21 protein-coding genes and 2 riboswitches are annotated in these 20,145 nt (G+C 67.9%); of the genes, 16 read left to right on the top strand and 5 right to left on the bottom strand.

Annotated elements, in window-relative coordinates; translation table 11 throughout:
- Positions 1-4: 4 nt before the first annotated feature.
- The 6 genes from AC5P5R_RS08905 (at position 5) to AC5P5R_RS08930 (ending at position 4,738) form a co-directional block, all read left to right on the top strand.
- The gene (locus AC5P5R_RS08905) at positions 5-1,303 is read left to right on the top strand and encodes a sensor histidine kinase (protein ID WP_100438957.1); all 1,299 of its coding nucleotides are present in this window, start codon (positions 5-7) and stop codon (positions 1,301-1,303) included.
- A gap of 72 nt (positions 1,304-1,375) precedes the next feature.
- Positions 1,376-1,876 carry a MarR family winged helix-turn-helix transcriptional regulator gene (locus AC5P5R_RS08910; RefSeq protein WP_049450327.1) on the top strand — a complete coding sequence of 167 codons (501 nt, stop codon included), beginning with the start codon at positions 1,376-1,378 and terminating at the stop codon, positions 1,874-1,876.
- The gene (locus tag AC5P5R_RS08915) at positions 1,873-2,613 is read left to right on the top strand and encodes a DNA alkylation repair protein (protein WP_100438931.1); all 741 of its coding nucleotides are present in this window, start codon (positions 1,873-1,875) and stop codon (positions 2,611-2,613) included. The genes AC5P5R_RS08910 and AC5P5R_RS08915 overlap by 4 nt, the downstream gene beginning before the upstream one ends.
- Before the next feature lie 47 nt (positions 2,614-2,660).
- Positions 2,661-2,999 carry a DUF6616 family protein gene (locus AC5P5R_RS08920; protein ID WP_100438930.1) on the top strand — a complete coding sequence of 113 codons (339 nt, stop codon included), beginning with the start codon at positions 2,661-2,663 and terminating at the stop codon, positions 2,997-2,999.
- A gap of 112 nt (positions 3,000-3,111) precedes the next feature.
- On the top strand, positions 3,112-3,369 hold the full coding sequence (locus AC5P5R_RS08925; RefSeq protein WP_005411217.1) for a hypothetical protein: 258 nt from the start codon (positions 3,112-3,114) through the stop codon (positions 3,367-3,369).
- Positions 3,370-3,664: 295 nt separating this feature from the next.
- Positions 3,665-4,738, top strand: coding sequence for a 3-deoxy-7-phosphoheptulonate synthase (locus tag AC5P5R_RS08930; protein ID WP_049460250.1), 1,074 nt, complete (start codon positions 3,665-3,667; stop codon positions 4,736-4,738).
- 168 nt (positions 4,739-4,906) lie between these two features.
- Here the strand turns inward: AC5P5R_RS08930 and AC5P5R_RS08935 are convergent, their stop codons facing one another.
- The gene (locus AC5P5R_RS08935; RefSeq protein ID WP_005411215.1) at positions 4,907-5,524 is read right to left on the bottom strand and encodes a trimeric intracellular cation channel family protein; all 618 of its coding nucleotides are present in this window, start codon (positions 5,522-5,524) and stop codon (positions 4,907-4,909) included.
- 82 nt (positions 5,525-5,606) lie between these two features.
- A riboswitch (glycine riboswitch) is annotated at positions 5,607-5,712 on the bottom strand.
- A 13-nt stretch (positions 5,713-5,725) separates the two neighbouring features.
- Positions 5,726-5,815: riboswitch (glycine riboswitch) on the bottom strand.
- A 40-nt stretch (positions 5,816-5,855) separates the two neighbouring features.
- Here AC5P5R_RS08935 and AC5P5R_RS08940 point away from each other — a divergent pair.
- From AC5P5R_RS08940 to AC5P5R_RS08950, 3 genes are all read left to right on the top strand, one after another.
- The gene (locus AC5P5R_RS08940; protein ID WP_024957887.1) at positions 5,856-6,131 is read left to right on the top strand and encodes a GIY-YIG nuclease family protein; all 276 of its coding nucleotides are present in this window, start codon (positions 5,856-5,858) and stop codon (positions 6,129-6,131) included.
- Positions 6,132-6,202: 71 nt separating this feature from the next.
- Positions 6,203-6,634, top strand: a complete 432-nt coding sequence (locus AC5P5R_RS08945) for a nuclear transport factor 2 family protein (RefSeq protein ID WP_005411213.1) — start codon at positions 6,203-6,205, stop codon at positions 6,632-6,634.
- A 5-nt stretch (positions 6,635-6,639) separates the two neighbouring features.
- Positions 6,640-7,095: a hypothetical protein gene (locus AC5P5R_RS08950; RefSeq protein ID WP_032965972.1), complete on the top strand. Its 456-nt coding sequence runs from the start codon at positions 6,640-6,642 to the stop codon at positions 7,093-7,095.
- A 91-nt stretch (positions 7,096-7,186) separates the two neighbouring features.
- Here the strand turns inward: AC5P5R_RS08950 and AC5P5R_RS08955 are convergent, their stop codons facing one another.
- A complete protein-coding gene (locus AC5P5R_RS08955; RefSeq protein ID WP_100438928.1) occupies positions 7,187-8,467 on the bottom strand; it encodes an NAD(P)/FAD-dependent oxidoreductase in 1,281 nt (426 codons plus the stop codon).
- A 123-nt stretch (positions 8,468-8,590) separates the two neighbouring features.
- Between AC5P5R_RS08955 and AC5P5R_RS08960 the strand changes: the two genes are divergently transcribed.
- Both AC5P5R_RS08960 and AC5P5R_RS08965 read left to right on the top strand, forming a co-directional pair.
- Positions 8,591-9,370: an NYN domain-containing protein gene (locus AC5P5R_RS08960; RefSeq protein ID WP_005411210.1), complete on the top strand. Its 780-nt coding sequence runs from the start codon at positions 8,591-8,593 to the stop codon at positions 9,368-9,370.
- A gap of 143 nt (positions 9,371-9,513) precedes the next feature.
- Complete coding sequence (locus tag AC5P5R_RS08965) at positions 9,514-10,134, top strand: glutathione S-transferase family protein (protein ID WP_005414615.1); 621 nt, start codon at positions 9,514-9,516, stop codon at positions 10,132-10,134.
- Between the two features lie 96 nt (positions 10,135-10,230).
- On the opposite strand, the gene AC5P5R_RS08970 is transcribed toward AC5P5R_RS08965, so the two are convergent.
- Positions 10,231-12,408, bottom strand: coding sequence for a primosomal protein N' (locus AC5P5R_RS08970; RefSeq protein WP_164281574.1), 2,178 nt, complete (start codon positions 12,406-12,408; stop codon positions 10,231-10,233).
- Positions 12,409-12,821: 413 nt separating this feature from the next.
- Between AC5P5R_RS08970 and AC5P5R_RS08975 the strand changes: the two genes are divergently transcribed.
- The 4 genes from AC5P5R_RS08975 (at position 12,822) to sppA (ending at position 18,088) form a co-directional block, all read left to right on the top strand.
- A complete protein-coding gene (locus AC5P5R_RS08975) occupies positions 12,822-13,826 on the top strand; it encodes a hypothetical protein (RefSeq protein ID WP_049460254.1) in 1,005 nt (334 codons plus the stop codon).
- Positions 13,819-14,403 (top strand): DUF3106 domain-containing protein, encoded by a 585-nt coding sequence (locus AC5P5R_RS08980; protein WP_043034569.1) that lies wholly within the window; start codon positions 13,819-13,821, stop codon positions 14,401-14,403. The genes AC5P5R_RS08975 and AC5P5R_RS08980 overlap by 8 nt, the downstream gene beginning before the upstream one ends.
- 282 nt (positions 14,404-14,685) lie before the next feature.
- Positions 14,686-16,050, top strand: a complete 1,365-nt coding sequence (locus AC5P5R_RS08985; RefSeq protein WP_014038646.1) for an MATE family efflux transporter — start codon at positions 14,686-14,688, stop codon at positions 16,048-16,050.
- Between the two features lie 115 nt (positions 16,051-16,165).
- A complete protein-coding gene (gene sppA / locus AC5P5R_RS08990; RefSeq protein ID WP_005411204.1) occupies positions 16,166-18,088 on the top strand; it encodes a signal peptide peptidase SppA in 1,923 nt (640 codons plus the stop codon).
- Between the two features lie 98 nt (positions 18,089-18,186).
- Here sppA and AC5P5R_RS08995 read toward each other — a convergent pair whose 3' ends face one another.
- Positions 18,187-18,399, bottom strand: coding sequence for a hypothetical protein (locus AC5P5R_RS08995; RefSeq protein WP_099484468.1), 213 nt, complete (start codon positions 18,397-18,399; stop codon positions 18,187-18,189).
- Between the two features lie 111 nt (positions 18,400-18,510).
- On the opposite strand from AC5P5R_RS08995, the gene AC5P5R_RS09000 reads away from it, so the two are divergent.
- Positions 18,511-19,287: an SDR family oxidoreductase gene (locus tag AC5P5R_RS09000; protein WP_005411202.1), complete on the top strand. Its 777-nt coding sequence runs from the start codon at positions 18,511-18,513 to the stop codon at positions 19,285-19,287.
- Positions 19,288-19,381: 94 nt separating this feature from the next.
- Here the strand turns inward: AC5P5R_RS09000 and AC5P5R_RS09005 are convergent, their stop codons facing one another.
- Positions 19,382-20,128, bottom strand: coding sequence for a hypothetical protein (locus tag AC5P5R_RS09005; protein ID WP_005411201.1), 747 nt, complete (start codon positions 20,126-20,128; stop codon positions 19,382-19,384).
- Positions 20,129-20,145: the final 17 nt, after the last annotated feature.

The following is a 20,145-nucleotide window of genomic DNA, read 5'->3' on the forward strand; positions in this document are numbered from 1 at the left end:
CACGATGCTGGCCCTGGCCAGCCTGCTGCTGGCGACACTGGTCAGCGTGGCCGTGGTTGGCTGGATGCCTCGGCCCGCGCCGCCACCGATGCGGTTGGACCAGGCCGTGCAGGTGCTGCGGGGGGAGCAGGCCGCGGCACCACTGGGCCTGCATCTGGCGACGCAGGATGCGCCACCAAAGGGCAGTGCCAGTGACTGGCTCACCCAGTTGGCGGCGCTGCAGATGGGTTTGCCGGCGAAGGAGGTGCGCCTGGTCTGGAGCGGACAGGGCAAGGCGCCTGATGTGCAGGTCATCGAAGGCGGCGAGGTGCTCGACGGCACGGCGCGGGTCGGTGTACTGAAGGCGCAGGCCGCGCTGCTGACCGCGATGCAATGGCCGCCGTTTGAACTGGGCGTGCGCCAGGCCGATGGCCGCTGGCGGGTGGTCGGCAGCGATCACAGTGATCTGGCAGCTTGGCGGCGACAGGTGATACTGGCGCTGCTGGGCGGTGCCGTGTTGCTGGCGCCGCTGGCGGCGTGGGCATCGATCCGGCTGGGGCGTCCACTACGACGCTTGGCCGATGCCAGTGCACGCGTGGACCTGCAAGCCGACACGCCCCTGCCGGATGATGGCCCGCGCGAGGTACAGATGCTGGCCGCCGCGATCGGCACCGGTCGAGAGCGCCTGCGTGCGCAGGCCCAGGACATGACCCATATGCTGGCTGCAGTGGCGCACGACCTGCGCACACCATTGACCGGCCTGCGACTGCGCGCCGAGTTCGCGCCCACACCACAGGCGGCCCGGATGGTGGCGGACATCGAGCGCATGGACACGATGATCGAGCAGGTGCTCGATTACGCACGCGGTGAACTGCAGCCGTTGCAGATGCGCCCGCTGGATCTGGCCGCGCTGCTGGAGGAGTGCGTGCAGGCAGCGTTGCTGCGCGGTGTCGAGATCTCCATCCAGGGGCCGGACAGTCTGCCCTGGCACGGCGACGCGCTGCTGCTTCGGCGCGCGTTTGACAACCTTATCGACAATGCCGATCGCTATGCCGGGGCGGTGGAGCTGCGGCTTGCCGTGGTTGAGCGAGGGGTCCAGCTGGAGGTGATGGATCGGGGCCCAGGTATCGCCGAGGGCGACCGAGTACGCCTGCTGCAACCGTTCCAGCGCAGCGAGCGTTCTCGTAGTCGCACCACCGGTGGAGCGGGACTTGGGCTGGCAGTGGCCGCCAATGTGGCGAGGCGGCACGCGGGCGAACTGCAGCTGCTGCACCGGGAGGGCGGCGGGCTGGTTGCGTGCCTGCTGCTGGGAAAGTTCACCTGATATCGGCTGTGGTTTACAGGCAGCGGCTGTTCGGCTGTATGATTAGGCGCCTAACCATATCACGTGCGTGAGATGATCGAAGCCAAGCACCATGCCCTGATCGAGGAAGCGCAGCGACGCGGTCACGCCAACATCGCGCCGCTGCGCCTGTGTTTCCAGCTGCTCTCGCTGTCCTCGTCGATCGATCGCGACTGCGCCGTGCGGCTGGCACCGCATGGGCTCAGCGAGGGTCGCTTCATCGTGCTGTTCCTGTTGCACGGGGCCGGTGGCGCACTGCCGCCGCATGTGCTGGCCGAGCGCGCCGGCGTGACCCGCGCCACCATCAGCGGCCTGCTCGACGGCCTGCAGCGCGAAGGCCTGCTGCAGCGTCGCAACGATGACGGGGATGGCCGCCGCCTGCAGATCGTGCTGACCGCACCGGGAAAGCGTTTGGCCGAATCGCTGTTCGAGCAGCACACGCAATGGATCGGTGGGCTGTTCAACGGCCTGGATGCTGATGAACAGCAGCAGCTGTCACAGCTGCTGCACAAGGTCTGGCAGCACACGGACGCCGGGCGGGAATCCGCAGCATGAGCACGGCCATTCCTGCGGAACGCCGGCAAGCACTCAACACCGGCCGCGTCCCCGCCACCCATCTGGCAGAATGCCTGGCAGTGGATTTTGCCGCGCTGCTGCAGGTGGTGGCGCCTGCGCTTGCACCGGAGGCGCTGCAACGCATGCGGGACGCCTCAGGCAAGGGCATCACGCTGCGCATGGCCCTGGCTGCGCAACTGCTGCGTGAGGCGGGGCAGGGGGCGCCTGCGCTCTGGCAGCATCACAGCTCCGATACCGTGCGCGGCTGGGCCTGCTACCTGATCGGCAGCGATGCCCGCGCAACGCTGGCAGGGAAGCTGCAGCAGATGCGCACACTGGCCGATGACCCCCATTTCGGTGTGCGCGAATGGGCGTGGCTGGCACTACGCACGGACATCGTTGCCACACCACTGCAGGCGCTGGAGCACCTGCAACCGTGGTCACAGGAAACATCGCCGTACCTGCGCCGCTTCGCCTGCGAAGCACTGCGTCCGCGCGGTGTCTGGGCCACGCATATCGCACTGTTCAAGCAGCACCCGGAACATGCATCCGCGCTGCTGGAAGCACTGGCCGACGATCCGGAACGCTATGTGCAGGATTCGGTCGGAAACTGGCTCAACGATGCCGGCAAGACCCAGCCGCAGTGGCTGCGCCAGCTGTGTACGCGTTGGCAGCATGAGCGCCACAGCGACGCCAACGCCTACATCCGCAAACGCGCGCTGCGCTCGCTCCGGTAGTGCCGGCCGCTGGCCGGCAACCCCCGAACCCTCAAGGAAGAACCACCATGTCGCACACTTTCATCGAGCTCTACACCGCCACCCCTGCCTGGACCACACTTCCGCCCGAGCAGCGGAACGCCTTCTTCGCCCGTATCGGCGCCGGCATGCAGCAGTTCGATCCGGTCCGCATCACGCCGCTGGCGATGGGCCGCATTGCCTCGGGCGTACCGCACGGCAGCGATGAGCAGTTCTATGCGGTCTGGCGCTGCGCAAGCCGCGAGGGGGTCGATGCGTTGATGGCCGGCATTGCCGCTACCGGCTGGCATGAGTACTTCACCACCACCCAGGCGGTAGGCGCGATGGACAGCATGGCCCAGCACCTTGCCGACCTGGCCGCCTTGTAGCGGGGCGGCAGACGCCGGCAGATCCCGGTGCTGGGCATGGGTGGCACATGCGCCTGTCACCCAGACGCGGTAAACAGGACATTGCCCATGTCCATCCGCAGGAAGGTCGATCATGCAGAGCACGCTCCAGGTCACGCTGTTCGGCCCTCTTGGCGACAGCCCGGCGTTGCAGTTGCCGGGGCTGGAGGGGCCGTCGGTGGCCATCCAGGAATCGGCCCTGCGGCGCTTGGTTTCCGATCTCTACACCGCGCGTTCCCTGCTCAACCCCGAGCAGCTGGACGAGGCCCGGCAGGAACTGGATCGCGTGCTGGAACGCTGGGCCGACATCCATGAGGGCCTGCTGCTGGACGTGGAAGTGCATGGCAAATGAGCGACGTTGCGTGGTTGCCGCCGCGTGGGCAGGGCCGGCGCGCATCTCGCTGAACCGCGTCCCCAGTTGCGGATGAAACATTTTGCACTGCGCAAAAGCTGTGCTATCAATACAACCCATGAACGCAGCCGCCACCCGCTTTTACTGGTATTACTTTCCGAAGCCACTGGCGGAGGAAGGACTGCGCTCACCCTGAAGAAAGCTTCAGACGCATTCCCGAAAGCCGCCAGCGAACCTGGCGGCTTTTTTCATGCCGCCACGCTGGGGACCCCCAACGTTCCGGAGACCTCCCCCAATGCCCCCGCACACCGACGACCTGCGTATCCGCACCATCGAACCGCTGACACCGCCTGCCCAGCTGCTGGCGATGCTGCCGTGTGACGATGAAGCCTCCGACACCGTCAGCGCATCGCGCGCGGCCCTGCACCAGATCCTGCATGGCCGTGACGACCGCTTGGCGGTGGTGGTTGGCCCATGCTCGATCCACGACCCGAAGGCCGCCATCGAGTACGCCCAGCGCCTGAAGCCGCTGCGTGACGCGCTGGCCGGGGAACTTGAAATCGTGATGCGCGTGTACTTCGAGAAGCCGCGCACCACGGTGGGCTGGAAGGGCCTGATCAACGATCCGGACCTGGACGGCAGTTTCAGGATCGACAAGGGCCTGCGCATCGCCCGTGGCCTGCTGCGCGACATCAACAAGCTCGGCCTGCCGGCCGGTGTCGAGTTCCTCGACGTGATCTCGCCGCAGTACATCGCCGATCTGGTGGCCTGGGGCGCCATTGGTGCGCGCACCACCGAAAGCCAGGTGCACCGCGAACTGGCCTCGGGTCTGTCGTGCCCGGTCGGCTTCAAGAACGGCACCGATGGCAACGTGAAGATCGCCGCCGACGCGGTGGGTGCGGCCTCCAATCCGCATCACTTCCTGTCGGTCACCAAGCAGGGCGGCACCGCCATCGTGTCGACCACTGGCAACCCGGATTGCCATGTGATCCTGCGCGGCGGCAAGCAGCCGAACTACGATGCAGGCAGTGTCGCCGAGGCCTGCCAGGCGCTGGCCAAGGCCAAGCTGCCGACGCGCCTGATGATCGACGCCAGCCATGCCAACAGCCTGAAGAACCCGGACAACCAGCCGAAGGTGATCGAGGACATCGCCGTTCAGTTGGAAGACGGTGAACAGCGCATCGTCGGTGTGATGATCGAGAGCCATCTGGTCGGTGGCCGCCAGGAACTGGTGGAAGGCCAACCGCTGGTCTACGGGCAGAGCATCACCGATGGCTGCATCGACTGGGACACCACCGTGACGGTGCTGGAGCGACTGGCCGCGGCCGTGCGCGCCCGTCGCGAAGTGAAGGTGTCCGAAGCCGCTTGAGTGCGGCACGTGTGTGGATGGCGGCCAGCGCCTGCGGGGGTGCGGCCGCGATCAGGGCCGGTCGGAGTTGGAGACCGGCCCATCTGCACCGGCGATGCGCCTGGCGCTGCGCATGAGCGACAGCGCCAGGTACATCGCCGGGGTGGTGCGGATTCCGCCGCGCCAACCTCAATGCACTTCGTCGTGGTACACGAACTTCGGCATTTCCCAGCGGTAGTGGATCGCCAGCAGGCGCAGCGCGAAGCCGCCGCCGAGGCAGCACAGGATCGCGGTGGCGTCGGCCACGCCCCAGTGCAGCAGCAACAGGTAGGCCGCGCCGGTCAGCAGCGCGATGATCGCGTACAGCTCCTTCTGGAAGATCAGCGGCACCTCGTTGCAGAGGATGTCGCGCAGCACGCCGCCGAACGCGCCGGTCAGCATGCCGGCGATCAGCACGATCGGCATCGCATGGCCGGCTTCGCGCGCGATCGAGCAGCCGATCAGGGTGAAGGCGATCAGGCCCAGGCCATCGAGCACCAGGAAGGTGCGGCGGAAGTGGTGCATCCAGCGCGCCACCCAGGTGGCGATCAGCGCCGCGCACACGGTGAAGCCCAGGTACTCGGGATGCTTCACCCAGCCCAGCGGGTAGTGGCCGAGCAGGATGTCGCGCAGTGAACCACCGCCGAGTGCGGTGACGCAGGCGATCATGACCACGCCGAACAGGTCCATGCGGCGGCGGCCGGCGGACAGCGCGCCGGTCATGGCTTCGGCGGAAATGGCGATCAGGTAGATGATGGACAGCAACATGGGGCAGGCTCCGGGCGCGGTGGGGCCGGCCATGCGCGGACGCCGCCATTGCCTGCGCAATGACGGAATGACGATGACCGGTGCCGCTCCCGCTGTCCTTTTGCCTGAGAGTTCAGCGGCATGGGCCGCGTGCCCCTTCGGCGGATCGTCCCGGGCATGCCCGGTGACCTCTCTCCAGCTCGGCGAGTCGAATGCATGGTTGGTGGGATTCCAGCCCACCGGCCTGAGCGATCATGGGAGCCTGCGCCTTCGGCGGGCGCCAGCGCGGCGCCTCTCTCCTGCATTCGGGCGCCAGTATATCCGCTGCAGTGCAGCACGGCATAATCCGGGCATGGCCCCGTCCCTCCGCCCGTGGTTCCTGTACCTGCTCGAATGTCGCGATGGCAGCTATTACGCCGGCATCAGCACCGACGTGGACGCGCGTTTCGCCGCCCATCAGGCCGGCAAGGGCGCGCGCTACACCCGGGCCCGGCCACCGCTGCGCGTGCTGGCCGTGCGCGAATACCCGGACCGGGCCGCCGCCTCGCGGGCCGAGTGGCAGCTCAAGCAGCTGCCGCGCGAGCGCAAGCTGGCGTGGTTGCAGGCGGTGGATGCTGGGTCCCTGTAGATCCATGGCATACATGGATGCCTCTGTGCCGCCATGCGATGATCGCCCAGCCCTCAGCGCTGGAGACCCGGATGTCCACCGTCGCCCTGTTGTTCGCTCTCTCTGCGTCAACCAGTCCCGCTGCCGACCCGGCCACCCTCGCGGCCATCGAAGCCACCTGCCATGACTACGTCGACGGCCAGCTGGAGGCCGACCCGCAGCGCGTCGCCCGCTCCCTGCACCCGGACCTGGCCAAGCGCGCGGTCCTCGGCGATACGCCCGACGAGCGGCTGGGCCTGCGCCGCATGTCGAAGGAAGAACTGGTCGCGCTGACGAAGCAGGGCGCGCTGAAAACCCCGAAGGATCAATGGGACCGCCGCTGCACGGTGCTGGACGTGACCGGCAATGCCGCCTCGGTGCGATTGGAAACGCCGTGGTTCGTCGATTACTTCCACATGGGGCGCTTCGACCAGCGCTGGGTCATCGTCAACGCGTTGTGGTACCCGAAACCGAAGGCGAAGTGAGCACGATGCGTGCCGCCGGTAAGGCATGGGTCTCCGTCGTCGTATTGGCCGCCGGCATCGCACTGCTGCCTGGCCTGCTGTACCTGCTCGGGCTTGCCCTGGTGGGCGGTTGGCCGAAGCCAGCAGACCGTGCGCCCAGTGGTGTGGCTGCGTGCAGCAGTGAACCGCGAACAGGATTTCAGCCGATGAATCCCTGGAGTTTCGCCGCGCAGTTCTTCGACGACGACGCGATGAAGAAGAAGGTGCCAGAGTTGGAACGGGAGGCGTTCTGGATTGCCCGCCGCCATCTTTGGCGGCAGCCACGGCACGACATGCTGCGCTGGCATCTGAGCAGCACGGCACTGACGATCTGGATTACCCGCAACTGGAGTGCCGCGCAGATTGCCGACACCGCAAGGAAGGAGGACTTCTGCCGCGCATGGTCGAAACGGCGGGCGCCCGGCGGCCCGATGAAGCGGTAGATCCACACCATGCATGGATGATGTTGACGGAGTCAGAGCCCTTTCCTGCGGAGAGGGGGCGGACCGCGCGGCAGCCGGCCAGCGGCCGGCACTACCGTCGGGGTCGCCGGTCTTCCTGGTCATCACCGAAGATGATGCGCGCGCTGCGCTGGTAGCTCCAGTACGCCACGGCCCAGTTCAGCAGCACTACGATGCGGTTGCGGAAGCCGATCAGGAAGAACACGTGCGCGGCCAGCCAGAACCACCAGGCCAGCACGCCCGACAGCTGCAGCCGGCCCAAGTGCACGATCGCGGCCATGCGGCCGATGGTGGCCAGGTTGCCGTAGTCGGCGTACTTGAACGGGCCGGGCTCGGGCTTGCCGTGCAGGCGTGCGCGGATCACCTCGGCCACGTATTTGCCCATCTGCTTGGCAGCGGGTGCCACGCCGGGTACCTGCTTGCCGTCGGCCTGGCTCAGTGCGGCCAGGTCACCGGCCACGAACAGCTCCGGGTGATCGGGCAGGGTCAGGTCCGGTTGCACCGGCACGCGGCCGGCGCGGTCCAGCGGCACGTCCAGCGTGCGCGCCAGCGGTGAAGCGGCCACGCCGGCGGCCCAGACCACGGTGCGGGCCGGTACGAACTGGTCACCGAGCGTGAAGCCCTGGCTGTCGATGTCGCTCACCGGGGTACCGGTCAGCACTTCCACGCCCAGCTTTTCCAGCTGCCGCCGTGCTTTCAGCGAAAGCACTTCCGGGAACGAGGACAGCACGCGCGGGCCGGCTTCGACCAGCCGCACCTTGGCGCTGGCCGGATCAATGTGGCGGAATTCGTTGCGCAACGTATGCCGCGCGATCTCGGCCAGGGTGCCGGCCAGTTCAACACCGGTGGGACCGCCACCGACCACCGCGAAGCTCAGCCATGCGGCCTTCTTCGCCGGGTCCGGTTCCGCCTCGGCGCGCTCGAACGCCAGCAGCAGCTTGCGGCGCAGCGCGATCGCATCGTCCAGCGTCTTCAGGCCGGGCGCATCATCGGCCCACTGGTCGTTGCCGAAGTAGGCGTGGGTGGCGCCGGTGGCCAGCAGCAGGCTGTCGTAGTCCAGCGTGCTGCCATCGGCCATGCGGATCTGCCGGGACTGCTTGTCGATGGCGACCACTTCGCCGAGGCGGACCTCCACGTTGCGCTGGTGGCCGAGGATATGGCGCAGTGGTGCAGCGATATCCGGCGCGGACAGGCCGGCGGTGGCCACCTGGTACAGCAGCGGCTGGAACAGATGATGGTTGCGGCGGTCGACCAGGGTGATGCGTATGCGCTCGCGGGCCAGGGCACGGGTGGCCCAGAGACCGGCAAAACCGCCGCCGACAACAACCAGGTGGGGAACGCGCTCGCGACTCATCGACTCACTCCAGTGGGGGCATTGGGGGAAGCGCCTGGCATCTTCGCACGGCGGCCGCCTGTCACGTCAGCGCCCGCGTGGATCGGCGATACTCGGGTTCAGGCAACCGCCCGCGAGGAGTCCATGAGCGAACCGGAAAAGCGCATCGCCCTGTTGATCGACGCCGACAATGCGCCGGCCTCGAAGATCGACGAGGTGTTGGCCGAAGTGGCCCGCTATGGGGTGGCCAACGTGCGCCGCGCCTATGGCAACTGGAAGAGCCCGCGACTGAAGGGGTGGGAAGCGGTGCTGCATGAGTATGCGATCCGTCCCATCCAGCAGTTCGCCTACAGCAAGGGCAAGAATGCCTCGGACATGGCGATGGTGATCGATGCCATGGACCTGCTGTACGCGCGCAACCTGGATGGCTTTGCCATCGTCTCCAGCGATGCGGACTTCACCCCGATGGTGATGCGCCTGTTGACCGATGGCGTGAAGGTGTACGGTTTCGGCGAGAAGAAAACACCCGAGCCGTTCGTCAACGCGTGCTCGAAATTCACCTACCTGGAAGCACTGGGCCAGACCCACGCCAGCGTGCCGGATACCGAACAGGCATCCAGCGAACAGGCCTCGAACGAGCCGGTGGCCAACGACGATGCGCGCCCGCGCAAGAGCGGTGCGGAAATGCGCAGCGACACGCGGCTGGTGAAGATGCTGCGTCGCGCGGTGTCCGCGGCCGAGGGCGAGGATGGCTGGTCGCACCTCGGCCCGGTCGGCAGCCAGATCGGCAACCAGGCGTCGTTCGACCCGCGCAACTATGGCTACGGCAAGCTCAGCGATCTGCTGGCAGCGATCGGCCTGTTCGAACTGAAGAAGGATGGCAAGTCGTCCTACGTGCGCGCGCTGCCGAAAAAGAACCGGTAATGCCGGCCGCTGGCCAGCGAGGAACCGGTAGTGCCGGCCGCTGGCCGGCAATCCCCGGATGCCAGATTCCGCATCCCGCATGCACACACCCCGCCCGATCAGGGGTATCGTTGCCGCCCGCATTGCCAGCAAGGAATACCCGCATGTTGAAGATCTGGGGCCGTCGCAATTCCAGCAACGTCCGCAAGGTGCTGTGGTGTGCCGAGGAAATCGGCCTGCCGTACGAGTCCATCGAGGTCGGTGGCAGCCACGGCGGCACGCAGACGCCGGAATACCAGGCGATGAATCCCAATGGCCTGGTACCGGTGATCGAAGACCACGGCCTGCCGCTGTGGGAATCGAACGCCATCGTGCGCTACCTGAGTGCGCGCTACGCGCTGGGCACGCTGTACGCCGAAGACCCGATGGAACGCGCCCAGGCCGAGAAGTGGATGGACTGGAGCACCTCGCGCATGGCGCCGCTGTACACCGACCTGATCTGGGGCATCATGCGCACCGCCCCGGCCGACCGCGACGAAGCGCGGATCAATGCCGCCATCGTGCGCGCCGGCGACTACCTGGCGATGGCCGATGCCACCCTGGCCAAGCAGCCGTGGCTGTCCGGCGAGACATTCGCGATGGGTGACATCCCGCTGGGCTCGCTGATCTATGCCTGGTTCGAACTGCCGATCCAGCGTCCGGAACTGCCGCACCTGGCCGACTGGTACGCCCGTCTTCGCGAGCGCCCCGCCTACCAGCGCGGCGTGATGTCGCCGCTGACGTAAGCGAAAGCGTCCGGGGTCAGAGCCCTTTTCTGCGAAAAGGGATCCGACCCCAGGGCATCGGGGTCGGATCCCACCCGACGGGTAGGCTCTGACCCCTCAATAAAGATCCGTCGGATCCACATCCAGCGACCAGCGCACCTTGCGTGCTTCCGGCAGCGCATACAGCTGCGGTACCAGTTGCGAAAGCACCCCGTGCAGCGGTGGCCGCTGCGCGGCAGACAGCAGCAGCTGGGCGCGCTGGTAACCGGCGCGCCGTGGCATCGGCGCCGGCATGGGTCCATAGGCTTCCACCACGTCCTGCTCGCCCAGCAGCTGTCGCGCTGCCAGCAGGAATGCATTGGCATGCTCCACCTGCTGCGCTTCGGCGCGCATCAGCGCCAGATGCGCGAACGGCGGGAATCCTGCGGCCTGGCGCTGGTTCAACTCGGCCTGCGCGAACGGGTGGTAGCCACCGCTGACCAGGGTCTCCAGCAGTGGGTGCCCCGGGTGATGCGTCTGCAGCCAGACTTCGCCCGGGTCGCGCGCGCGTCCGGCGCGACCGGCGACCTGGATCAGCTGCTGCGCCAGTTTCTCGCTGGCGCGGAAGTCGGCCGAGAACAGGCCCTCGTCGATGCCGACCACCACCACCAGGGTCAGCTTGGGCAGGTCGTGGCCCTTGGCCAGGATCTGCGTGCCGACCAGGATGCCGGGCTGGTCGCCCAGTTTCGCCAGCTGTTGTTCCAGTGCATCGCGTCGCGAGGTGGTGCTGCGGTCGATGCGCACCACCGGGAAGTCGGCGAAGGCGGCGGTGAGATGTTCTTCCAGGCGCTCGGTGCCGATGCCCTGCGGTTGCAGCGCCAGACTCCCGCACGCGGGGCATGCCAGCGGCGCCGGTTGCCGCGCGCCGCAGTGATGGCACTGCAGGCGACGACCGCCGCCATGCACGGTCATCGGTGCATCGCAGCGGTTGCATGGCGCGGTCCAGCCGCAGTCGTGGCACAGCAGTACCGGCGCATAGCCACGGCGGTTCTTGAACACCAGCACCTGCTGGCCGCGCTGCAGGTGCTCGCCAATGCCGGCCAGCACGTCGGCCGAGAGGCCGTCATGCAATGGTCGCTTGCGCACATCAAGGATGCGCACGCGCGGTGGCCGCGCATCACCGGCACGCTGCTTCAGGCGCAGGTGGGTGTAGCGCCCGGCATAGGCGTTGTGCAGCGTCTCCAGTGAAGGCGTAGCGCTGCCCAGCAGAACCGGAACGCCCAGCGCCTTGCCCCGGACCAGAGCGAAATCGCGTGCGTGGTAGCGGATGCCGTCCTGCTGCTTGTAGCTGCCGTCATGCTCCTCGTCGACGATCAGCAGGCCGGCCTGCGGCAGCGGCGTGAACACCGCCGAGCGGGTGCCGACGATCACCCGTGCCTCGCCGCGCGAAGCCGCCGCCCAGACCCGGGCGCGCTCGTTGTCGTTCAACCCCGAATGCAGTGCATGCACGGCGATGCCGAGGCGGCCGCGGAAGCGTGCCAGGGTCTGCGGGGTGAGGCCGATTTCCGGCACCAGCACCAGCGCCTGCTTGCCTTGGGCCAGGCAGTGGATGATGGCCTGCAGGTAGACCTCGGTCTTGCCGCTGCCGGTTACGCCATCCAGCAGGAACGGTTGGAAGCCCTCGACTGCGTTGATCGCCGCCACGGCCTCTGCCTGCTCCGTGTTGAGGGTGGGGCCAGGCAGTGGCTGCGCGTGCTGCGGAGCGACGCGCAGCGCCACGCGTTCGGCCAGCTCGCGCTTGGCCAGGCTGCGCGCGGCGGTGCGCCAGTCGTCCATGCGTTCGCCCAGCACGTCCTCATCGACGATGGCGTCGGCCAGCAGCTCGGCCAGCTGCCGGGGGCGGCTGCCGGCGCGCAGTTTTTCGCGCTGGGCGCGGCCTTCGGCGGTCAGCTGCCAGCCCCAGTGATGGGTGTCGGGCAGGGCGTCGCCATGGCGCAGCGGGCCCGGCAGGGCGGTGCTCAGCACCTCGCCCAGTGGCGCATGGGTGTAGCGCGCCAGCCACTGCAGGCTGTGCCACAGCTCGCCCTGGAGCAGCGGTTGCGGGTCGCACCAGGCCAAGGCCTGGCGCAGTCCCTGGCCGTCATCGGTCTGGCCGTGCCCCACCACCACGCCGACCAGCTCGCGGTTGCCGAACGGCACCTTCAGGCGGCAGCCGACCGCGACCGTGGGGCCATCGCCCTCTGGTGACAGGTAGCCGAACAGGCGCGGCAGCGGGACGGGCAGGGCGACCTGCAGGGTCGGAATGGGTGAAAGCATCGGGCCAGTGTAACGGGCCATGCGCGCGCGGATGGCAGGGGCCAGAGACTGCCGGGGGGCCCTCGTCGAATCATAAATGTCACCTAAATATCGGTGTCCATTGGAGATTCAGTCTTATCCACATGTTCTGTGGATAACGTTGTGCGTTACCGGTCGACGGGAACGCAGGAGGCCGATGGCGACGAGCTCACGCTTGGGTTGGTCAAAAAATCGCCACACTTCAAAGTCATTCAAAATCAACAACTTGAGTGTGAAACATTGCTGAAACAGAGTGAATTCAGCTGGATGCCGCAGTTTTCCCCGAGGCGGGCGTGGTGCTGTGCACAACCTGCAGCACGAAGTGCCTGCGCGCGCAAGTCCTACGGGTGCCGATGGGCTGCCGCTATCATGCCGGCAGACCTTTGGAGTGACCGATGACGGCTGTGCCCGCCCCTGTTTCCTCGACCGCGGCCGGCGCGCTGTCGGCGTTCCTGCGCGGCGTCGAGCGCCGTGCCCTGGTGGTGGCTGAGCTGCAGTGCGGCGATGCCGCGCGAGCCGAGCAGACCCTGGTGGCGGTGATGCGCGCCTTCGCCGCGGTCGCCAGCGACCTGCCGATGGCGCAGTGGCCGATCCGCTTCTGGACCCTGCTGGGCCAGCGCCAGGCGCTGCGCGAGCCGGTGGGCGGCCAGTGGCTGCCGCCGTTGGCCGCGCTGGGCGAAATGGGGCCGCTGCCGCGCTTGGCACTCCTGCTGCGGGTGGGCGGCAGTCTGGACGAGGGTATCGCCATGCGCGTGCTCGACCAGGACGAAGCGGGCTACCAGCACCTGCTGGCCGATGCCTGCCCCCGTGATGCGCACGGCCAGCCCGATGCGTCGGCATGGCGCCAGCTGGCCGAACAGGTGCAGCTGCGCATCCGCGACCTGCCGGCCAAGCGCCTGCAGCAGCTTCAGCAGCCGGCTGCGCCGGCCGCCAGCAATGAAGCTCCCGCGACCGGCTGGCGCGCACCGCAGCGCGATGATCGTGCGGCCGCCCAGGGCAAGCGGCGGCGTCCCAATGCCAGGCCGCGCTGGCGCGGCCCGGTGATCCTGCTGGTGACGGTCGCGGTGCTGTTGGCCGCGGCACTGGGCTGGCGCTACTGGCAAGGACATTCATCCGGTAGCGACGCTCCACTGCCGGAAGGGGTAGTGGGCGAAGCTGGCCCGGTCACGGTGGAAGCTCTTCCGCCGAGCAAGGTCAATGCCACGCCGGATGCGACCCCGGCCCAAGCCTCCGACGACGCCATGATGCTGGCCGACCGCGACTATCCGCTGGTGGCCGATGCCGATCTGTATGCCTGGACCGCCGCCGGCGGCCCGTTGCCGGTGGACGAATCGCAATCCAGGCCGAGCCGGCCCGAGCCCGCCAGCGCCACGCTGGAAACCGCTGCCGCCGATGAATAAGACCCTGCTCGCCAGCCTGCTGCTGGCCCTGCCGTTGTCGCTGTCCGCCGCGCCGCAGACCTTGAGCGTGCCGCTGCCGCCGCCAGTGCCGGGCAGTTCACCGGCGGCTCCCGCTCCGGCCACCACAAACACGACGCCCGCTGCGTTCACCCAGCTCGACGCCCAGCAGCAGCGTCAGCGCCGTGCCGACTACGCGGCCTGGCGCGCCCTGCCGGAGAGCGAGCGGGAGCGCATCCGGCAGGCTGCGGCGCGGTTCAATGCGCTGCCGGCGGACCAGCAGCAGCGCCTGCGCGAGCAGTTCCAGGCGCAGGACCAGGCCTTCCGCGAGGGCTGGCGGCTGGGCCCGCAGCTGGGACTGGAGTTCCCCAAGCTGCACGGCCTGTTCGGCTTCGTGCCACCGGAACAGCGCGAGGCCGCGCTGGCCGTGCTGCGCCAGCTCAGCCCGGCGCAGCTGGCCCAGCTGACCCTGGTCGCGCAGCGCACGCCACCGCAGGAGCGTGACACGGTGCGAGGCGCGTTCCTCGCCGTGCCCGCCGCCGAGCGCGACGCCTGGCTCAAGCGCCAGGCGGGTCAGTAAACCGGAAGGCGTAGCGTCCAGGGGTAGCGTCGACTGTTGGTCGACTGCTCTTCATACTGATCCGCGAAAAACCCGCGCTGCGCGCGGAAGTCGACTGACAGTCGACTCTACAGGGCGGGCGGTTTTCCCGGTAACGCGATCGCAACGCGTGATGCCGCGGCCTGCCGGAACCCAGCATTCACGCCATGTCATGGGAATGCGCGCGCTGCGCGCGTAAGATGACCGGCCGCAACCCGGTGCCTGTGCCCTTCGCGCGCAACCGTAGTTCGCGTCAAGCACCTTATGTCTACTGCAACCTCCACGCCGCGCTTCAGCAAGGAAGTCGGCGCCACCGGTCTGCTCGCCCTGCCGCTTGTGCTCGGGCATGTGTCCACCGGTCTGATCTCCTTCGTCGACAACGTGATTGCCGGCCACCACGCCACCGCGACCCTGGCTGCGGTGACCATCGGCACGGCGCTGCTGTGGCTGCCGATGCTGATCCCGATCGGCACCCTGATCTCGCTTACCGCCTCGGTGTCGCAGCTGCATGGCGCCGGCCGCGAGCGCGAGATCGGCCCGCTGTTCCGCCAGGCACTGTGGCTGGCGCTGGGCCTGGGCCTGATCATGTTCACCTTCCTCACCGTGGTGCCGCCGCTGCTGCCGGCCTTCGGCATCGCGCCGGACATCGTGCCGGGTGCCACCGCGTTCCTGCATGCGGTGCGCTGGGGTGGCCCGGCGTTGACCCTGTACTTCTGCATGCGCTACCTCAGCGAGGGCATGCACTGGACGCTGCCGACCATGCTGCTCGGCTTCGGCGGCCTGCTGGTGCTGGCACCGATGGGCTACGTGCTGGCCAACGGCAAGCTCGGCTTCCCGGAAATGGGCGCCGAGGGCCTCGGCATCGCCTCGGCAGTGATGATGTGGCTGCAGGCCATCGCGTTCGCCACCTACCTGTGGTTCACCAAGCGCTTCGCCCACCTGCAGCTGTTCTCGCACTTCGAGGGGCCGCGCTGGAAGGCAATCTGGGAGCTGCTGCGCACCGGCCTGCCGATCGGCATTACCGTGCTGATGGAAGGCGGCCTGTTCATCGTCACCGCGCTGCTGATCGGCCGTCTGGGTGCGAATGAAGCGGCCGCGCACCAGATCGCGATCAACGTGGCGCAGCTGTGCTTCATGATCCCGATGGGCGTGGCCGAGGCCACCACCGTGCGCGTCGGCCATGCGGTTGGCCGTGGCGATGGCTTCGGCGTACGGCGTGCGGCCTGGGCCGGCTACGCGATCATCATGGGCACGCAGACGCTGTCGGCGGCGGTGCTGCTGTTCGGCCACGATGCCATCGTCGGTGTCTACACCAACGACCTGGCGGTGGCCGGCCTGGCCTCGACGCTGCTGCTGTACGCGGCCACCTTCCAGTTCCCGGATGGCATCCAGGTACTGTCGGCCGGCGCGCTGCGCGGCCTGAAAGACACCCGCGTGCCGATGTTCATCGCCATGTTCGCGTACTGGGGCCTGGGCATGCCGCTCGGCGCCGGGCTCGGCCTGGGCCTGGGCATGGGCCCGCAGGGCATGTGGATCGGCCTGATCGTTGGCCTGACCGCCGCTGCCATCCTGATGGGCTGGCGCCTGCGCCGCAGCAGCCTGCGCATCGGCCAGTCGATGTTGTCCTGACCTTTGCGCCCGCCATGCCGACCCATGGCGGGCGATCCCCTGACTTGTGTCCGATGCTGCATCACGCGGCACCGGCTATGCTGGTACCACGGCAAGAAGCCATCCGGAGCGTTCCATGAATCAACCCGTGCCCCCGCTGCCCCCGGCGCGTCGCAACCCCGTCGCCAGTTTCTTCATCGGGCTGTGGGACGTCATGAACTTCACCCGCCGGTTGATCCTCAACCTGCTGTTCTTCGGCCTGCTGTTCCTGCTGCTGGTGATGTTCGTCATCGCGGCGGGCATGGGTGCCGGTGCCAGCAAGTCACTGCAGGATCGCACCACCCTGGTGATCGCCCCGGAAGGTCGCCTGGTCGAGCAGTTCAGCGCCGACCCGGTCAGCCGTGCACTGGCCAAGGCGGTGGGCGACAACGGCGCCGAAGAGATCCAGCTGCGCGACCTGCTGCGGGTGATCGAGTCGGCCAAGGAAGACAAGAAGATCGAGCGCGTGGTGCTGGAGCTGGACAAGCTGCAGCCGTCCGGCTTCGCTTCGCTGCGTGAAGTGGCCACCGCGCTGCAGGACCTGCGTGCCTCCGGCAAGCAGCTGGTGGCCTACAGCGAGAGCATGGGCCAGTCGCAGTACCTGCTGGCCGCACAGGCCGACGAGGTCTACCTGGATCCGATGGGGTCGGTGGTGCTCGAGGGCCTGGGCCGCTACCGCCAGTACTTCCGCACCGGCCTGCAGGACAAGCTGGGCGTGGACGTGCACCTGTTCAAGGTGGGCGAGTACAAGTCCGCGGCCGAGCCGTACGTGCTCGATGCGGCCTCGCCGGCCTCCAAGGAAGCCGACCTGTTCTGGATGAACGACGTGTGGCAGCGCTATCTGGCGGACATCGCCAAGGCGCGTCGCCTGGACCCGGCACAGCTGGCCGCCGGCATCGACACGCTGCCGGAAGGCATCGCTGCCGCCGGTGGCGACCTGGCCAAGTTCGCCCTGCAGCAGAAGCTGGTGACCGCGCTGAAGACCCGCGAGGAGTTCGAGGATCTGATGATCGAGCGCGGCGTGGCCGACGACGATGCCGACGGTGGTTTCCGCAACGTCGACTTCGGCACCTACCTGGGCCAGCTCGATGCGCGCCGCAACCCGGTGGACAACCGTCCGCAGGTAGCGGTGGTTGTGGCCGCCGGCGAAATCAGCGGCGGCGATCTCCCGGCCGGCCGCATCGGTGGCGAATCGACCTCGGCGCTGCTGCGTGCCGCGCGTGACGACGAGAACGTGAAGGCGGTGGTGCTGCGCGTGGATTCGCCGGGCGGTGAAGTGTTCGCCTCCGAGCAGATCCGCCGCGAAGTGGTGGCCCTGCAGGCCGCCGGCAAGCCGGTGGTGGTGTCGATGGGCGACCTGGCCGCCTCCGGTGGCTACTGGATCAGCATGAATGCCGATCGCATCTATGCCGATCCGTCGACCATCACCGGTTCGATCGGCATCTTCGGCATGGTGCCGAACTTCAGCCGCGCGCTGGACAAGATCGGCGTGCACACCGATGGTGTCGGCACCACCCGTTTCGCGGGTGCGTTCGATGTCACCCGCCCGATGGATCCGGCCGTGGGCCAGGTCATCCAGTCGGTGATCAACAAGGGTTACGCCGACTTCACCGGTCGCGTCGCCGACGCCCGCAAGAAGCCGGTCGAGGCCGTCGACGAAGTGGCGCGTGGCCGCGTGTGGAGCGGTGCGCAGGCCAAGGAACGTGGCCTGGTCGATGCCTTCGGTGGCCTGAAGGATGCCGTGGCCGATGCCGCCAGCCGTGCCAAGCTGGGCAAGGCTGATGCCTACCGCGTGCGCTACATCGAGAAGGCGGCGACGCCGTTCGCGCAGTTCGTCAGCGGTTTCGCCGGCAGCCGCGCCGGCGCCTGGATGCTGTCCGACTCGGGCATGGCGCGGATGGTGCTGGCGCGCACGATGCCGGAAGTGGATACGCAGCTGCGCTTTGTCGAGAACGCGGCGCGCGAGAAGGGCAACGGCACGCCGGTGAAGGCGCTGGCCTACTGCTTCTGCGGGTTCTGATCGGCAGCGGTGACGAATGAAAACGCCCGGCCCTGGCCGGGCGTTTTCGTTGGTGGGGTCGGATCCCTTTGCCCCGCAAAGGGCTCTGACCCCACAGGTCACTGCGTCGCGTCGGCCTCGGCCTTGCGTTCGCGTGCGGCGGCCTCTTCCACCGCTTTCTGCGCGCCCTTGGCGCGGTCCAGCGGTTCCTGCATCGCACGCGACATCGCTTTGGGCACCGGTGGCTTCTCCGGGTCCGGCGTCGGCGGCCGCTGGCAGGCCACCAGCAGCACGCCGGCCAGCAGGGACGAGAACAGGGTCAGGATGCGCATGGCGGCTCTCCGCAGTGGGCGTACGTGCAGTGTCGCATCCTCGGCAGAGGGCCGCCGTGAGCGCGTATCCTTGCCGCATCGAAATGCAGCGGGCGCGGCCCCGGAGGAAACATGACCCAGCAACGGTGGCGCCTGGACGGGCAGACCGCCCTGATCACCGGTGCCAGCGCCGGTATCGGCCTGGCCATCGCGCACGAACTGGCCGGCTTCGGCGCGGACCTGATGATCGTCGGGCGCGATATCGACATGCTGGAGACCGCGCGCGACGAGCTGCTGGATGTGTATCCGCAGATGCAGGTGCACGCGCTGGCCGCCGATGTCTCCGACGACGAGGACCGCCGGCAGATCCTGGACTGGGTGGAAGACCACAGTGATGGCCTGCACATCCTGGTCAACAACGCTGGCGGCAACGTCACCAAGGCGGCCACGGAGTATTCAGAGGACGAATGGCGGAAGATCTTCGAGACCAACCTGTTCTCGGCGTTCGAGCTGTCGCGCTACGCGCATCCGCTGCTGGCTCGCCACGCATCGTCGTCGATCGTCAACGTCGGCAGCGTGTCCGGCCTGACCCATGTGCGCAGCGGCGTGGTCTACGGCATGAGCAAGGCCGCGATGCACCAGATGACCCGCAACCTGGCCGTCGAGTGGGCCGAGGATGGCATCCGGGTCAATGCAGTGGCGCCGTGGTACATCCGCACGCGGCGGACCTCCGGTCCGTTGTCGGACCCGGATTACTACGAGGAAGTGATCAACCGCACGCCGATGCGTCGTATCGGCGAGCCGGAGGAAGTGGCCGCCGCGGTGGGCTTCCTGTGCCTGCCGGCAGCCAGCTATGTCACCGGTGAGTGCATCGCGGTGGATGGCGGCTTCCTGCGTTACGGGTTCTGATCTTTCAGCGGGTAGTGCCGGCTGCTGGCCGGCAACTGCAATCATCTGAAGATCCTGTGGTTGCCGGCCAGCGGCCGGCACTACCGGGTGGCGGTCACCCCGGTACCGGGCAGTTGCTGGCCTCCAACACCGCCTGCAGCCGCTCGCGTTCACCGCGCGCGGTATCGCGGTTTTCCGGTGCGGCGAAGCGTTCACGGCCGCGGGCATCACGGAAGCGCTGCTGCCAGCTGCCGCATCGCTGTGCTTCGGGAAGTTCCTCGCAGCGGTCGCGTACGACTTCGCAGCCGGCCGCGTTCATCGGCGTGACCCCGCCCAGGCCCTGCACCGTCATCGGTTCGCAGCGACCAGGTGATGCCTCGTACTCGTGCAGATAACCACCGCCCTGTCCGTCGGTGCACTGGAAGATCGGGGGAAGCGGCGGCTTCGGTGGACCGTTGCCTGCTTCGGCACGGGCATCGGCATCACGGCGCAGGGTCGCACTGTCGAGAATCTGGTTGGCACCTTCGCGTTCAACCATTCCCGCTTCCATGATGGTGCGTCCTTCGTCCGCGCGTCGTGGTTTCGCTGGGGCCGCAGGGGCAACGGCCGGTCCGGCCGGCACCGGCGCGGGTGTTTCGACGGGGGCGGGTGCAGGTTCCGCAGCCACAGGTGCAGCGGCAGCCGGCTGCGGGTTGGCCGGGCCGGGCACGCGCAGCACCTGCTGCTTGCTGCCGGTGGGGCACGGCGTGCGCTGCAGGGTAGGGACGTCACTACTGCTGGAGGTACAGCGGTAGATCACGCCCTCTTCGGCCAATGCGCTTCCGGGCAGCAGTGCCAGAAGCAACCAGATCAGTCTGTTCATGCTCACAGCGTACAGGC

Source organism: Stenotrophomonas sp. YJH_SMC_19, from assembly GCF_059367915.1.